At 43.8% G+C, this 16217-nt stretch carries 8 protein-coding genes; 4 read left to right on the top strand and 4 right to left on the bottom strand.

Going from position 1 to position 16217, the window contains the following annotated elements:
• Nucleotides 1–12: 12 nt before the first annotated feature.
• The 4 genes from hflX to AACW45_RS12495 form a co-directional block, all read right to left on the bottom strand.
• Entirely contained in the window at nt 13–1701 is a 1689-nt protein-coding gene (hflX, locus tag AACW45_RS12510) for a GTPase HflX (protein WP_190628186.1), read from the bottom strand.
• Between the two features lie 186 nt (nt 1702–1887).
• Entirely contained in the window at nt 1888–4089 is a 2202-nt protein-coding gene (locus tag AACW45_RS12505) for a family 1 glycosylhydrolase (RefSeq protein WP_190628184.1), read from the bottom strand.
• Between the two features lie 317 nt (nt 4090–4406).
• Nucleotides 4407–6842, bottom strand: a complete 2436-nt coding sequence (gene glf / locus AACW45_RS12500; protein ID WP_190628182.1) for a UDP-galactopyranose mutase — start codon at nt 6840–6842, stop codon at nt 4407–4409.
• 646 nt (nt 6843–7488) lie between these two features.
• On the bottom strand, nt 7489–11064 hold the full coding sequence (locus AACW45_RS12495) for an NB-ARC domain-containing protein (protein ID WP_190628180.1): 3576 nt from the start codon (nt 11062–11064) through the stop codon (nt 7489–7491).
• A gap of 459 nt (nt 11065–11523) precedes the next feature.
• Here AACW45_RS12495 and AACW45_RS12490 point away from each other — a divergent pair, with 459 nt between their 5' ends.
• The 4 genes from AACW45_RS12490 (at nt 11524) to AACW45_RS12475 (ending at nt 15956) form a co-directional block, all read left to right on the top strand.
• Entirely contained in the window at nt 11524–12051 is a 528-nt protein-coding gene (locus AACW45_RS12490; RefSeq protein WP_190551482.1) for a peptidoglycan-binding domain-containing protein, read from the top strand.
• Between the two features lie 13 nt (nt 12052–12064).
• Entirely contained in the window at nt 12065–12997 is a 933-nt protein-coding gene (locus AACW45_RS12485; RefSeq protein WP_190628178.1) for a hypothetical protein, read from the top strand.
• Nucleotides 12998–13310: 313 nt separating this feature from the next.
• Nucleotides 13311–14279, top strand: a complete 969-nt coding sequence (locus AACW45_RS12480) for a peptidoglycan-binding protein (RefSeq protein WP_190628175.1) — start codon at nt 13311–13313, stop codon at nt 14277–14279.
• A 348-nt stretch (nt 14280–14627) separates the two neighbouring features.
• Nucleotides 14628–15956 (top strand): hypothetical protein, encoded by a 1329-nt coding sequence (locus AACW45_RS12475; RefSeq protein ID WP_190628173.1) that lies wholly within the window; start codon nt 14628–14630, stop codon nt 15954–15956.
• Nucleotides 15957–16217: the final 261 nt, after the last annotated feature.

Here is a 16217-nt window from a genome sequence, read left to right as displayed (position 1 = left end):
AATTTCCTTTAATTAGTAAGAATGTTGCGGCATTGTAATTGATTCTGTAGGTTCATCGATGAGTTCGAGCGATCGCCTTTTTAATGTCTCTAAACCTAAGTGCTGAGTTGCTGATATAAACACAGATTCAGGGTATCTTTCTTGCGCTGCTACTAAAATTTCCTTGGTGACGCGATCGGTTTTGTTAAAAGCAATCAGAGTCTTTTCGGGAATCTCCGGCATTTCGGCTAGTATTTCCTCGACGCTGACAATATGGTTTTCCCAAGCTGGATGAGATAAATCCACAACGTGAATTAAAGCATCTGCCTCTATCACTTCCTCTAAGGTGGCGCGAAAAGCATCCATTAGCGGTGGTGGGAGTTCGTGAATAAACCCGACTGTATCTGTCAGCAAAATTGAGCGGCGTTGTTTTGTTTCCGGTTCAATAATTACCACCTTACGTGTTGTCGGATCGAGGGTGGCGAAAAGTTGATCTGCCGTGTAAACTTCAGCATTAGTTAACACATTCAATAAAGTAGATTTACCTGCATTCGTATAACCCACTAATGCCACAACGGGAATTTCTTGTTCTTGTCGTTGTTGTCGAATCCGGGCGCGATGTGCTTGTAATTGGTTAACTTCTTCTTGTAGTTGGGCAATTCGTCGTTGAATCACTCGCCGTTCCGTCTCTAGCTTAGTTTCCCCAGGCCCCCGTGTCCCAATTCCCGCACCTAATCTAGACATTTCCTGACCGCGACCGCGTAGCCGAGGTAACATATATTCGAGTTGTGCCAATTCTACTTGTAATTTTCCCTCTTGAGTCCGCGCCCGTTGAGCGAAAATATCGAGAATTACCTCTGTACGATCTACAACTCTTATACCTATTTCTTGTTCCAAATTGCGGGCTTGAGATGCAGAAATATCTCTGTCGAAAACAATCAAATTAGCACCAACTTTTTGGGCTAAAAGCTTGACTTCTTCCACCTTTCCTTTACCAACAACAGTTTGCGGATGGGGGCGATCGCGCTTTTGTCGCATGACATCGAGGACAATTCCCCCAGCACTTTCAACTAAACGCACCAATTCCGCAAGTCCATCTTCAAACCTTTGGGTAGATACATCATCGGTATGTACTCCAACCAATAAAACTCTATCTTGGTCAGATATGATGTCTTGAGAAAGAAATACACTTCCTCCAGCATCAGCAATTTCTTTTTCCCATTCCGCAACTAAAATATCGAATTCTTGTTCTGTTAAATCATCCAAAGTTAGAGGAGGCGAAATTACCCAAGGATTTTCTGGATCGGGGAAAAGATAAGCTAAAAAAGCGTCATCTATTTCACCATTAACTATTGTTAAAACTACCAAAGCATCTAAACGCTGATTTGTCATTGCAACCAACGCTGCTACATCAGGCGATTCAGATTTAACTTGAGTAGTAATACAACGAATTCCGCTTAAACGTTCTGCACTGCGCCGGGGTAATTCATCAGGTGGAATTTGCGTCTGATTTGGTGTTCCAACTGCAACGCGAATAACTTGTCCGCGCCGATTTATATAACAACAAATTTGGTGATGGATATCGGTACTTAAATTAGCTAAGGTTTGAGCAAACTCTGCCGTAATAAATCTATCTCCCGGTTCCCTTTGCTCGTAAAGCTGCTGTAATCGTTTAATTTGGCTAGCTTTTATTCCTTGAATATTGCCATAAATATTTTGCATAAAGTAAATAATTCACAATTAACTTTTTAATTCCGTATCTTATATTTTGATTCCTTTTATGTTAATTTAATCTACCAAAGGAAATAGGCACTAAACCTTTACACAATGCTTGTTTTATGTAATGTATTTGTAATTGGGCATGGGGCATTGGATTTAAAAATGTCTTTAATTTTGAATTTTGAATTGTTAACTTCTCTCTTCCAAGTAGCGGCAAATGGCACTATCAAGATGTGGCATTAATTCAGCGCGACTGCTACCGAGAACGCTGTAGGCTGGACGGGGAGCGATAAAACCTAATTCTTGGGTGGGTACAGAAATTAAACTGTTGACACTCACACCGGCTTTTTTGGCGGCTAATCTTGCCAAGTCAGCCCAAGCAATAGCGCCTTTATTTGCTAAGTGCCATAAACCGTTCTCGCCATCAATCAGCAAATCTAGGCTGGTATGAACGAGATCCGGTATGTATGTGGGAGAGACGATCGCATCTTCTGCGGCGACAAAGGGATTCCCCGCTGCTAATTGACGTAAGGCGATGGTGACGAAGTTGTACTCATCCCAGGGGCCGAAAAATGCACTGGTGCGAATCACCAAAGATGCAGGATTAGCTTGCAATACTAGCTTTTCTGCCAATACTTTGCTACAGCCATAGACATTCAAAGGAGCAACGTTATCAGTTTCCACATAGGGATGAGAAACAGCACCATCAAATACTAAATCTGAGGAGAAAGTCAGCAATGCTACGTCATGTTGGGCGCAAGCGGCTGCTAAAACTGCGGGGCCTTCAGCGTTTACCTTTAAACAAATATGGGGTTCCCGTTCGGCATCATCTACTCGCACATATCCCGCAGCGTTGACAACTGCCCAAGGTTGTAATTCATCAAGGACTTGATTAACGGAAGTTGGATTGGCAATATCCATATCTTGGCGTGTCAGCAGGCGATAGGATATACCTCTGACTTCGCACAACCGAGCAAAAGCCTTGCCCAGAGTCCCTGTAGCTCCAATAATTACCAAAGGACGAGGGGAAAGTTGAGAAGCAAATTCCTCTTTGTTTTTGCCACAGCTAACTGCTGGATAAACCAAACGTGTTGGACGATGCCACCAACCTGGGGTTTCAAGTATGGGGTGATTGGGTTTACGTCCTGCGGCTAAATCTTGTACCATTTTAGCGATCGCAGTTTTTCTGGGACGTAGCGATCGCAAATCGAATACCCCTGACTCGTAATATCCAACACAGCGAGTAAGTAAACTATTCCAATCAAAGCTGCCGAGAAGTGCCCAAGCTGTGACAGCGCGAACATCCACACCTTGTTCTCGTAGTTCTTGGGCTGCGTTCCAAACTTCATTTAGCCAGCGCAACTGTTCTTCACGGGTGCAACTGAGATGAACTTCCGTCACGGCTATGGGTAGTTGATAGCGTTCCCATGTCTCTTTGAGCAAGGTACGCGGGCCTGCTAAACCTTCAGCGCAAACTCTTACAGCTTCTACATCTGCATAGTTATCCCGCCCATTACCGCCACGGCTGCAAGCTGGATAATTTTCGAGATTTTCATCTAAAAAGCGATCGCTTGTCAGGTAGTGGTTAATGCCAATAATGTCAGGCGGACAGGGATTTTGGTTAAATACTTCCAGTTCAGCCTCGCTGATACCACAGTAGCGCAAGTAACCCCACATCGGATGAGTAGGAGTAATCCGACCCCATAATAAATCAAAACTCAACCAACGGCGCTCATTTTCAAATTCTGCTTGATAAGCCAGTTTTGCTGTACTGTAAGTCTTACCCAAATCCTCCGTTTGCACTAGTTTAGCATCGGGGTTTACTTCGCGGATAGCTTGCATCGAAAGTGCGATCGCTCGACATTCCCCCAACAAAGCACGGGCAAAAGTTAAAGTATCTCTACCATGAGGATACCAGTGTCCATACATCCCACTAAATCTAGCTGTTGTCAGTGGTTCGTTTATCGGCGTGTAATGGGTCACCCAAGGATAGCGTTTCGCCACCGCACGGGCAAAAACCGCTAATTTCTTGGGAAATTCTGGGTCTATCAAGCTCGTATCACGGGGGCCGCTACCATGATGCACTAAGCCCACAATCGGACGAATACCGAGTTCGCGCAAACGTTCTAATCGTTCATCTGCCCAAGACCAGTCAGCATTCTCTAAACCATTGGGCGCAATTCGTTCCCACAGCACAGGATAGCGAATCGCCTGTATCCCCAGTTCAGCAAATAAATCTAGGTCATCCAAGCGCGTTGCATGACCATTGCGTTCTAACTGATCGAAATACTCTTCACCCACACGATTAACAGTACACTCCACACCAGCCCACACTTCTAAAGGAAGTTGTGATTTCGTAGTGTTAAGTGTCGATTGAAAAGCAGAAGCCATAATTTACAACCCATACCAATTTTAGATTTTGGATTTTGGATTTTGGATTCAAAATCCTCACCGAACAGACAGAGGGGAAGGGCTTGCCCCATACGTGTCAACTTAACGCAAAACCCATCTACCGCAAGGAACTGAAGTTCCTTGCTAATAACCAAAGTCATCGTCAGATTCCTAAATATCTTCAAAATCTTGAGTCTACTTCAGTAGACTTGAGTTATTAGCCTTGGAATTCATTCCAAGGCGGATGACGCTTGTACAGAGGCTATTTTTAGCTTAAGTTGACACCAATGGGCTTGCCCCTACCCCCTTGCCTCTTTTCAAGCCTTAACCGCAATTTGCTTATACACAGTCAGAGCCTGCGCAACACATTGATCCATGTTGTAATACTTGTAAGTTGCCAACCGCCCAACAAAATATACTCCTGATGCGGCATCAGACAGCGCCTTATATTGCTTGTACATTTCGTTGTTTTCTGGACGCGGTACAGGGTAGTAAGGATCGCCCTCAGCTTTAGGAAACTCGTAGACAATGCTAGTTTTACTATGATCCTGACCAGTCAAATATTTAAACTCCGTCACACGGGTATAAAGATGCTCATTGGGATAGTTAATCACAGGTGCAGATTGAAACACAGCAGTATTGTGTGTCTCATGCTTAAAATCAAGGGAACGGTATGGTAGTTTACCGTAGCGATAATCAAAGAATTCATCTACAGGGCCTGTATAAACCATTTCCCTACAAGGAATTGCTTTATTAATCTCCCGGTAATCTGTGTTCAGCATTACCTTGATATTTGGATGATTGAGCATATTCTCAAACATCCGGGTAAAGCCGTGTAGTGGCATTGCCTGATAAGTATCTGTAAAATATCGATTGTCGCGGTTGGTACGGGTAGGTATACGGGCAATTACTGATTTATCTAGTTCTGATGGATCGAGTCCCCATTGTTTGCGGGTATAGCCTCGGAAAAACTTTTCATACAGTTCGCGACCAACTTTACTAACTACTACATCCTCACTAGTGCGGATTTGTTCGATTGGTTCAGCTAGGGATTTGTAAAAATCTTGTATCTCAAGTGAATTGAGACTCATCCCATACAACTTATTGATGGTGTCGAGGTTGATGGGAATCGGTACTAGCTGTCCATCTACACTAGCGAGAACACGATGTTCGTAAGAACGCCACGCAGTAAAGCGTGAGAGGTATTCAAAGACTTCGCGGGAGTTGGTGTGGAAGATGTGAGGGCCGTATTTATGTACGAGAACGCCATGCTCGTCATAATGGTCGTAAGCATTACCACCAATGTGATTGCGCTTATCTACAACCAGGACTTTTTTACCAGATTGAGTGGCGAGACGTTCCGCAATGACGCTACCCGAAAAACCAGCACCGACAATGAGGTAATCAAAGACAAAATCTCTAGTAATGATATTTGGTGCTTGGGTACTGGCTGCACCTTTAGAGTTGGCTTTATCTTCACTATCGCGAGCTGCGATCGCAGAATCAATCAGTTTCATCATCGACGCCCAAGTCCGATCCCAAGAAATCTTCTCTAGAAAGGCGTCTACTCGACTCAACCATTCTGATTTTCTGGTGTCTTCTCGCATTGCTTGTTCAGCAGCCGTGACGAAATCAGCCACTGTGTCTGCAATTCGTACCATATTCAACTCGCCGTAAGGACGCACCACATCGCGAATTGAGGTAGATACTACCGGTCTACCAGCTGCTAGATATTCTGGTGTTTTGGTGGGGCTAATAAAGCGTGTTGACTCATTACGCGCAAATGGTAACATCGCTAAATCCCACCCGGCTAAATAAGCTGGTAGTTCTTTATAATCTCTACCACCGAGATAATGTATGTTCTCGTGCTGTGGTAAAGCTGCGGGATCGATTTTCACCACAGGGCCAATAATTACTAAATGCCAATCTGGACGGGCTTCAGCAATCCCAGCTAGCAATTCTATATCCATCCGTTCGTCAACCACGCCAAAAAATCCGAGGCGCGGATGGGGAATATGGGCTTGATCTGCTGGTTCGGAAATTGTTCTCGCTTGCGCAAAGTGAGGAACATCTACGCTGCTAGGAAATGCATATACGTTGAGATGTTGATTAGCTTTACTTTCGTAGAGGCTTTGTCCGCCTGTAAATACGAGATCTGCAATTTTGAATAGTTCGGCTTCGTAATTCTTTAAGGTAGGTGATGCGCCTTTGAATGCAGACAATTCATCCATGCAATCGTAGATGACTGCTTGGGGTTGCAAGTGGCGAGTAAAAGCGATCGCCATTGGTGTGTAATACCAACATATATATTTATGGATATTATGCGCGGCAAATAACCCATCAATTAAGATTTGTAAATCTGCGTTGATTCTGTCTGCGCTCAAACCTTGTGGGAGATGGGGTAGAACCACGATTACACCAGTAGAATCTTCGCTGATATCTAACCTTCCCACGGGATCGTCAGAGAAAATTGGCTCTTCAATAAAGAAGACTCGTTTTCCTTGGGCGCAACGGCTTAAAAGATGCTGTGGCCTTTGATAGACGAAATTCCAGCGTAAATGAGATAAGCAGATAATATCGGGTGTATCTTGAAAGGTTTCTGTGATTTGGGTCTTTTTATTTGATGAAGCTATATTTAGGAGTGATTGAGATGATTGCGTCTCCTCTAAATGCGATCGCTTGTTTGTACTTTGCTTTGGCGAAATAATATTGCTAACACCATTGTTGTTAACTTTAGCTTGTTCACTTGCCATAGATGCTCTCAGTATTTCGATGATTAATTCTTACTAGCCAATCGCTAATACCTTTTCTGGTTCAGGTAGCACCAAACTCACTCTCAGGCAATGCAACATAGTTTGGCCTTATTTACCTATGGAATCGGTATAATCATTAATTTGTTGTATTAATAATAAATTACTATTAATTTTCGTATATCTCATCTATCCAAATAAATATAAAATCAATTTAGTTATTAATTCTTCAGTCTTATCTATTGTGGAAAAAATTGCTATTCTTGATTGCTAAATTAGCCCCGCAGATTAAATTGCTATAAATATGCAATTATTCATGAATTTTATCAGAAAAATGACAATATACTATAGTCAATCTTTTGGCAAATGACTGTATTATAGTAATTGCTAAATCTTGAGCTTTGGCGCGAAATTAGACTGATTTCCTCAATATATTCGTTTTAGGCAAAGATGCTAATACATAAAAGAAAAGATATTTACTGTGTATTATAAGTCTATGTGCGAGTTTTAGTCTGCCCGGTTGCGTACATATAATTAGATAAATATGGCAAAATGAATATATTAATTTTTCTAGATAATTATTAAAATTATTTTGTAGCCTTTATTACTTTCATTTTTAAGCGAATTCTGCTGTAAATAAGTAAATAAATTAATCTTGTTGATCTGAAAAACTATTTTCCCTCGCACCCAACTGTTTTAAAACTGCTTTTTGCCCTTCGCTTAAATTAGTGACTCCGGCAATGTTCATGCCTTCATAAAGGCGATCGGGTCGGAGAATCTGCAAACAATTACCTGTTTCAATGTTCCAAAAGCGAATGGTTTCATCGTAGCTGGCACTGACTAGGGTGTAGCCGCCATCTATTGTTAAATTGGCAAGAAACTTCACAGCAGAGATGACATTTGTGTGACCTTCTAAAGTTAACAGAGTCTGCTTTTTCTCCACATCCCAAAGCCGAATCAAATGATCGCTGTTTGCTGCTAGCAATCGCCCATCAGGGCTAAAGCTGACAGACATGACGACGCCAAATCCTTCCCAGGTGGCAACACAATCACCAGAATCGACATCCCAGAGTTTCACTGTTCCATCATGGGCACCGCTAGCTAGTAGATGCCCTTGGGGATGAAAGTCCAGAGTCCAAACGCGGGCGGTATGTCCCTGTAGTTCTCGCTTGAGATTGCCTGACAAACTGTCCCAAAATCGCACGATACCATCTTCAGAACTACTGGCAAACCAATGTTCCTGGGGATGGAAAGCGATCGCAAAAACATATCCTCCATGTTCTAGATCGATGGTACGCATCGCTTGTCCTGTCTCTATCGACCAAAAGCGAATGGTATTGTCATATCCACAACTAATTAACCAAGGTTGAGTCGGGTGAAATGCGACCCCAACCACCCAGCTTGTATGTCCTTTGAAGGTTTGTAAGCAGCGTCCCTGTTGCAGATCCCAGAGTTTGACGTATCCATCGTAGCTCGCACTCGCCACCCACGGTTGCTGCGGATGATAGTCAGTAGCGACAATGCGCGTTAAATGCCCTGACATGATTTGGCTGCACTTCCCTGTAGCCAACGACCACAGCCGGATACGACCATCATCTCCACTACTCACCATCTGGGTATAGCTGGGATCGAAGGCAATTGCCCACAAGCCTTGCATTTCTCCCTGAAAGGTTTTCCAGCACTGTCCAGAGTCTACTTGCCAAAATTTTACCTGAGCGGAGCCGCTACTGCTGATCAGGATTTGACCATCGGCGCTAAATGCTAGTCCCCAAACTCCCATCCGATGTCCCTGCAAAATTCGGATTTGGCGATCGCATTCAATATTCCACAGGCGAATGGTTTGGTCTTGACAAGCGAAGGCGAGAATTTGACCATTGGGACTAAAAGCTATGCCATTCATCTGCACTGTATCAATGGTCAAGGTACGAAGACATTTACCGGTTTCCACATCCCACACCTTGACTCCGCTATCGGCGCAGACACTGGCTAGGTAGGTTCCTTGGGGATTAAACCGAATCGCCCATAATGATTCAGAATGGTCATCTAATGTGCCTACGCACTCTCCTGTCGGGATCTGCCAAAATTTGACAGTGCGATCGCTACTGGCACTAGCTAGCAAATTGCGGTGGGGATGAAAGGCTAAATCTCGGATTGCACCTGTATGAACGCTCAACAAAATTGGATCGTTTGCTGTGTTGATATTTCGCAGTTGGATGGTGCCGTTTTCATGGCCACTGGCCAGCCATTGTCCATCTGGACTCAGTGCTATTTGCCAGATAGGACTATTGGTTTGCCAAGTCTTGAGACATTGCTTTGTTGCTAGATCCCACTGTTTGATAGTTTGATCGAAACTACTTGTAAATATTGTTTGCCCATCCTTGGCAAAAGTCACGCCAAAACTCCAATTTTGATGGGCACTCCAAGAATATAGCCATTGTCCTGTTGCCATCTGGTAGAAGAATAAGGTGCCATTCAGCCCCATCATCACCAGAATTTCACCATCGGGGCTGACTACCATGTTATTGATGTCGGTCACAGAATCGGCGAAGACACAGCTGGAAAAGTTGGCGTTGGCAAAGTTGACTTGTTGCAGGGGGGTATCGCGTAAATCAGCTTGGCGAATTGTTAAAAAAGAAAAGTCACTTGCTGTGAAATCGGTTTTGAGGTGGCTCAATAAGTTGATCAGATTTCCTGCGCCATAGCTTGGTTGGCTGGAGTGGCGCAAGGGGTGGAATTGTTGCTGTAAATGTTGAATCAGCGTGGTTGGACTGCCAAACTGGTCAACTAAGCGATCGCACAATCGCTCAACAATTAATCTTCTTTGAGTTTCGCGGATATAGTCTTTGGCGGTTGCTTTTAATAATGCATGGGTGGTGAGAAAATTCAATGCAGACTGACTCAATTCGCTTTGGGATAGATCGAGGATTTGTTCAGTCATGTATTCCATGACTACAGGCTGTTGCGTAAAGCGAGTTCCCTGTTGTTCCAACAAACATCGAAAGCTAAGTGCTTCTAGAGTTTCCAGCAATTTTCCTTTGGCAACTGCGGGGATGATATCGGCTTGTAGCTCGGCGATGCTTGTCCATTCGCGGTTAATCGCCAGCCAATACATAACATTTTTTTCTAATATCGATAACCTGTGGAATTGTTGATCTAATAAACGTCGAATGCCGTTAAAAATTAATGTATCTTCTTGCAAGAAATCACCAATGCTGCCATCAAACAATTCTGTAATTGAGGTAGCGATAATCTTGAGTGCTAAGGGACTATTACCATAGCGATCGCCTAACTCTTGCTTTTGTTTTTGGGTACCTACCAATCCCTTAGCCTGTAAAATCGCCTGGGCTGCTTCTTTGTCACCGTCGAGGCGTAGCGATCGCACGGCCATATCCATTCCTTCCAAGGTAGCGGCGATCGCGGGTTTTTCTCGACTGGTTAGCACTACACAACTTTGGTGTTCTACTTCTCCCACTAAGCGCAGTAACTCGCCATATTCGGCAAATTCCGGCTGAAATTGTCCAACTTGTTGGCTATCTAGGAGAGTTTCTAAGTTATCGAGAATTACTAAACAGCGAGATTGCTTTAAACAATTGAGCAGTTTTCTCAATTCTGGTTTTGTTTCCTGTTGATTGGAAACAAAAGGTACGATATCAGTTAACAAACTTTCTAAACTGGGGGCGTTACGGAGCGATCGCCAAATTACAAACTCAAATTTAGTCTCCAGTTGCTGCGCCAACTTCACAGATAATGCTGTCTTACCAATCCCGCCTAAACCCAAAAGAACAACTAAACGACAGTGTTCTTCTTCCACTATCTGCCTTAAGCGCTCCAACTCTAAATGGCGACCGTAAAAGGCTGAGACATTGATTGCTTCGCCCCAGTCGGTTTGAGTAGACTGCACAATCACAGGCGGTTTAACTTTGTCATTCTCTGTGGGTAAGAGGTTCCTTGGCTCCTCCGGTGCTGCTTCTAAGCGCTCCAGACACAGGCGAATATTTTTCTTACCGACAGATTGACCCAAGGCTTGGGAAAGCAATTCCCACAGGTGAGGACTGACTGTACGACTGAGATAAGCAGCAGAATAGCGCGTTACTGCCGCAATTTCCTCGTATGTTTTTCCCAGAATTGTCCCTTCTATGACAGCAATCTCTACGGGAGTTAGTTGTTTGCCAGTTTTCCTAAAAACACTGTCCTTAGCGATTTTCAGGGCTTTTTGCAATTCCATACGAGTTAAAGTCAGTCAGCAAATTAGGCATTAAAGATAGCTACCCTCTAAGTGCGGGGATTGTCAAAACTCTAGAAAAATGTGCTGTTGGAGATAATCGCCTAGGGTTTTGGAGGCATTTACCGCTAGTTTGAGGTTGATATTTAGGAATTTATCATAAAAACTTACGAAGTTTTACTATTGACTATTAACCACAAATCTGCATCACTTTTATCTATCTCTGAATGCTGGGTAAGGTGAGCATTATATATCTAGATTTGTTTAGCTAGAACCCTTGTATAACAGGCTTTTCTGGTGACATCAGTAAGTAAATACGAACTTTATCTTAATTTCATCAATTTTTCACATTCAAGAAGACGAATTTTATCTATCGACTCAATCAGTCAAACTAGCGAAACTATAAACAACAAGAGGTGAACAAACACCTACATAAATTATTCAATCAAAAGGAAACGAACTATGGACACTTTTCAAGTCAATTTACAATCCACATCCATCATTGATCTCAAATCAGTTTGCCGCTACTTCGAGCCTTATCAATACAGACATCAAACAGAGGCGATTAACTGGTTACAAACTCAATTGTCCTATCCCATTTTTCGTGAGTTTACCCAACGTTGGGAAAATGAAGTGGTTTCTCCCGATCCAGTGCTGCGGCTCAATAACTATGGTGCAGCCGTATTTGAGCTACAACAAATGCTGAATAAAACCGGAGCTAACCTGGTTACTGATGGTCAGTTTGGTGCCAAAACCCAAGCGGCGGTGATGCAATTCCAACGCAAACATCGCTTAACGGCGGATGGTATTGTTGGTAATCTCACTTGGGCAAAACTGAGAGAAATTGTTGATCCCCGCTATTTGTGGCAAATGTTCGACGCCTACAATCCCATCGACAACCCCCAGCAAATCCCCGCCTTAGATTGGCTACAAAACCGGATTTCGACCACGACTTTAACCGAATTCTCTCGCCGTTGGCGCAAAGCTTAAAAAGTAGAAAACCATGCGACACAATTGGTTAACTTGGAAATTCTATTGCTTTTCAGGGCTGCTGAGTGTTTGCATAGCAGCCGGTACTATACTCCCGGCTGCAACCTATGCTCAAGACTTTGACAATAGTTCAGAACGAGTTGCGACTAATATCACTTTGACTCAAGATGTCATTGATAAAGTAATCACGATCAATGAGTTCTCGCTGAATGTCAAAATGACACCGCAAGAGCGTCAGGAGTTTGGCAGCATCATGGCACGTTACTGGAACGCTGATGGCGGTAAGCTACAGCAAACTGTCAGCCAGTTGCTACCAGCCTACGATCAACTCATGCAAATGCCCGAAAAAACCCGCAAACTAGCGCGGCGAGCCAATACCCTTACCTTTCTTCTCGGGTTGGAACAGAATGCACAAGCGAAGGACGAAATTAGCATTCTGATGTTGCGGGCTTATCGTCGGGTGCATCCTCCTCTGTTGGCGGAAGTTCCGTTTGTTAGTGCCGAAGTTGCTGATGCTTTTATTGATGCCTACGTGTTTATTAATGAAGTCAAAAGTGGACGAAAAGCACCTACCATGAGCGAAGCCGCCCTGGCTAAAACTCGTTTAGGAATTGCTGCTGATTTCGCTCGGATGTCAGAGGCAAATCGAAACCAGTTTGTGGAACAGATGCAGCGAACAACCAACCTAATGCTGAACTGGGACAAAATGGAGTCTTGGGAACAACTGTTAACAAGAGCTGAGGTAGGTGCGCCCCTTTCCCCACAGGAGCAGCAAATGGTTCAGCAGATCCAGCAGCAATTAAACGGGCATTCTATGCAGATGATGGCCAATGAACTGAAGTTTATAGCCCAGAATCAACAAACAATTATGGGTAGCGCTCCCTATTGGAATCCTTCTAGCCAAGCGTGGGAACAAAAAGGTGGGATTGTCACCGAATATCGCTAACCTTTAGAGCCAGATTAAAGAGAAATTGAGGAATTACGCAGTCTCAGATATTTTTCATGCTTTTTGTCAATGGTCAATAGTCCATAGTCCAAAAACCTGAATTTTGACCATTGACTTTTGACTTTTGACCACCCTTGTGAGGGTTTTTGTGTTCGGTGCGTAAGTCCTAAAATGAGCTACACGCTTCAGGGCATGGCAGTGCCAGTGCCCCTACAATCAACGATCGTTTCTACCTTATCAACTGGCAATCTGCTGTAAAAGTAATTGCTGACAAATATATTCACTATCTATTTACTTGCAAAGGAGAACTCTCATGGTTAATGAAATTGTCAAAGTAGTAGCAGATACAACTTTAAGACGAGGCGCAACGGGAAATGGTGTGAAGGCAATACAAACCTTACTCAATTATCGGGGTGCAGGACTGACTGTAGATGGTGTTTTTGGTGCAAACACGGAAACACGAGTTCTTGAGTTTCAACGAGCAGTTGAACTGCTAGCGGATGGAATTGTCGGGACTAAAACTTGGAGTGCAATTCGCGATGGTATGGCTCAAGCTCGTGTTCCTGGTAGTGCAATTAATTTGAGAGCAACACCCGATCGCACAGCTACGATCATTCAAACTCTGCAATCCGAAGATAAGGTGAGGATTCTGGGTCGTTCTCCTGTTCTAGCTGAAGATTATCGCTGGTTTCAGGTAGAAGCCAGACAAAAAACAGGCTGGATACGTGAGGATTTAATTCGCTTATACAATCCTTTTACGATTCCCCTGCCGGTGGTGAATGGCGTGACTATTCAAATTCGCCCACGCCCTTGGTTTATGGAAATTGATCCGAAAATTGAAGCGGGAATTCGCAGTGCATTGACTTTGGGATTTCGCGATCGCATTCGCTATATGTTCCAATCTTTGGATTTCGATGGCACAGGGACAAAAGGAATCATCTTGGTTTACCTCTTGGGTAGCCAAGTTTGCGGAACTTCTGGCTGTACCTTGCTGGTATTGCAATCAACGGTAAACGGCTATCGCCTCATGTCGCGGATTCCCACAGTCCAACAACCCGTAATCATTAGCAATCAAAATATCAACGGCTATCCCGATCTGATTGTCTACACAGCTGGCGGTGGACTGACACCTGCTTATCGTCGTCTGCGCTTCAATGGTTCCAGTTATCCCACCAGTCCCACCTTAGAGCCTGTACTACCTGCTGGAACAAAGCTCACTGCTGGTGTAGTACTAGCAAGTCGCATTACACCTGACTTGGCTGCACCGTTAGTAGCAGTTTGAGCCAAGAAAGGCAGGGGGCACAGGAGTGGGAGCATCTTGCTCCCTAATCTCTAGGAAGCTTCCTAGAGCGCCATCACGACAAAATTAAGACCCCGCCCTTAATTACACATTTGCGATGCTCCCGACAAAATTGAATCATCGCCCTATAAGTGAGGTGATTCTCAAAATTACTTTTGCTTTTCTCTTATATCGACAAACCTAAACATCAACTAAACTTCGTCCATTTTGAAACCTGGAGTAGTGATGGCTCTCTAGCCCGCTACGAAGAGTAGGGAGCAAGATGCTCCCACTACTTTTAAAACTATGGTTTTCACAATAGATGTGGTTTAAATTATTAACTAGGAAATTATGTTTAAACTTCAAGCGCGATCGCACTTACTGCGAGCTTTTCTCCCAACTATAATTATTGCTTCTTGTGTGACGATGGCTTCTCATCCAGTCCAGGCTTACTGTCCAGGGTCTGGTCGCCCGCTAGAACAAGTAAACTCTCAAGTGAAACAACGCGCCATCCAACTGAAAAACGATCCTAATCAGTTTTTTGGCAAAAAGATGTTGGCAACCATTGGCGATCGCCGGATTACTTTGACTGCGGCTTTTGATCGCTTATCTGGACTAGAGAAACAACAGGTTCTAAATACTTTGCAACTCAATGGTTCAAGTTACGAAGTTTATACTGCCGATGGGCGATTGGTTTCGGTTCAGGGTGATGGCTGTAATCCACAGTATCTGTTGACGGAGCGCGATCGCTATCGTTGGTATCTCAAGCGTCCACCGATTTCCGCCCCGTTGCCAATGTTACAGGATGCTTTACGCAATGCTGGACAACCGATTTGGCGCAAAGTTAACCAGAGCATTCATCCTGAAGATGAGCGTAGAGCTAGATTAAAATTCTGGGAAACCGTAGGCTATGACAACCACAAACAAGGTTGGTGGATCGCTTGGGTGCCGGAAGGGGGTTACTTTGAAGTGACGGCTCGTAATGCGGATCATGTAAATCAACTCAAGCCTTATTTAGAAAATGCATTTCGTCAGTATCGCTATGTAGTGTTAGCGACCGATGGCACTCCCCTTTACGATACGCAAAAAGAGTTAGGCAATCCGTGGATATACTTACTAGGTAAAACTTCTACGCCTGCGGGCTGGAGTATTAGCCCCTGCGATGCTCAAAATCCCTTCCTCTGCGTGTATCGAAACAAACCCTATGTAGGCAGCGTCACATTCCAACGTTGGGCTTATGACAGCCATCCTATTCTGCAAAGGGAATTTACAAAACTTGGGTTAGTTCCCGGACTCATCACTTATAGCAACCCCAATGATAAAGCTAAGGTGCTGACAGCATTAAAAGCTGTGATTGCAGATTACTATAAAACGATTGAAAGCGATCGCGCGATCGGCTTCGGTAAAGGCTACAAGGTTCAGCTGTTACCACCAGAGGAAGTCAAAGTTGGTGGTTTACCTGGGTTGAGATATGGCTTTAAGGGTATCGATCCCTCTGGACAGGTTCGCGAGAAGTCTGTCAGCTATTTGGCATTTGATGGTAATTTAAACTTCATTATCACAGGCTACAATCAAGCCCTAGACTCTAATGAATTCAAAGACCTTACCAACTTAGAACAGTTTGAACCCCACTTGAAGATCATTGTAGAAAATCTCCAACTATCCGAGAGCGATCGCTAGTCTGCTTATTTTTTCACCTGGTATCAGTAGAGCTTGACTAAATAGGCAAATACTTTCCTAAAGTCAATACCTTAGCCAAAATAAGAGGGTAAAAAAATTTTGGCAAAAATTGCAAAATAACCAATACATAAGCCTTGAGCTTACAAAGTAGGTTAGAGACTCAAACCCTTGATATTGCGTTAGTACGCCAAAAAAAGCCTTGTGATAAATCCAGAAGGAATTTTTAGGGTTTATTGTTTTTCCCCAACCCCAGAGGAAAGG

The organism is Calothrix sp. FACHB-168, assembly GCF_963889195.1.
GTDB lineage: Bacteria > Cyanobacteriota > Cyanobacteriia > Cyanobacteriales > Nostocaceae > Aulosira > Aulosira anomala_A.
Note: the sequence above shows the minus strand (reverse complement) of the source record. Positions and strands in the feature narration are given on the sequence as shown.

Coding starts and splice junctions, on each gene's coding strand:
- hflX (WP_190628186.1), bottom strand. CDS start 1,701: ATGCAAAATATTTATGGCAATATTCAAGGAATAAAAGCTAGCCAAATT.
- AACW45_RS12505 (WP_190628184.1), bottom strand. CDS start 4,089: ATGGCTTCTGCTTTTCAATCGACACTTAACACTACGAAATCACAACTT.
- glf (WP_190628182.1), bottom strand. CDS start 6,842: ATGGCAAGTGAACAAGCTAAAGTTAACAACAATGGTGTTAGCAATATT.
- AACW45_RS12495 (WP_190628180.1), bottom strand. CDS start 11,064: ATGGAATTGCAAAAAGCCCTGAAAATCGCTAAGGACAGTGTTTTTAGG.
- AACW45_RS12490 (WP_190551482.1), top strand. CDS start 11,524: ATGGACACTTTTCAAGTCAATTTACAATCCACATCCATCATTGATCTC.
- AACW45_RS12485 (WP_190628178.1), top strand. CDS start 12,065: ATGCGACACAATTGGTTAACTTGGAAATTCTATTGCTTTTCAGGGCTG.
- AACW45_RS12480 (WP_190628175.1), top strand. CDS start 13,311: ATGGTTAATGAAATTGTCAAAGTAGTAGCAGATACAACTTTAAGACGA.
- AACW45_RS12475 (WP_190628173.1), top strand. CDS start 14,628: ATGTTTAAACTTCAAGCGCGATCGCACTTACTGCGAGCTTTTCTCCCA.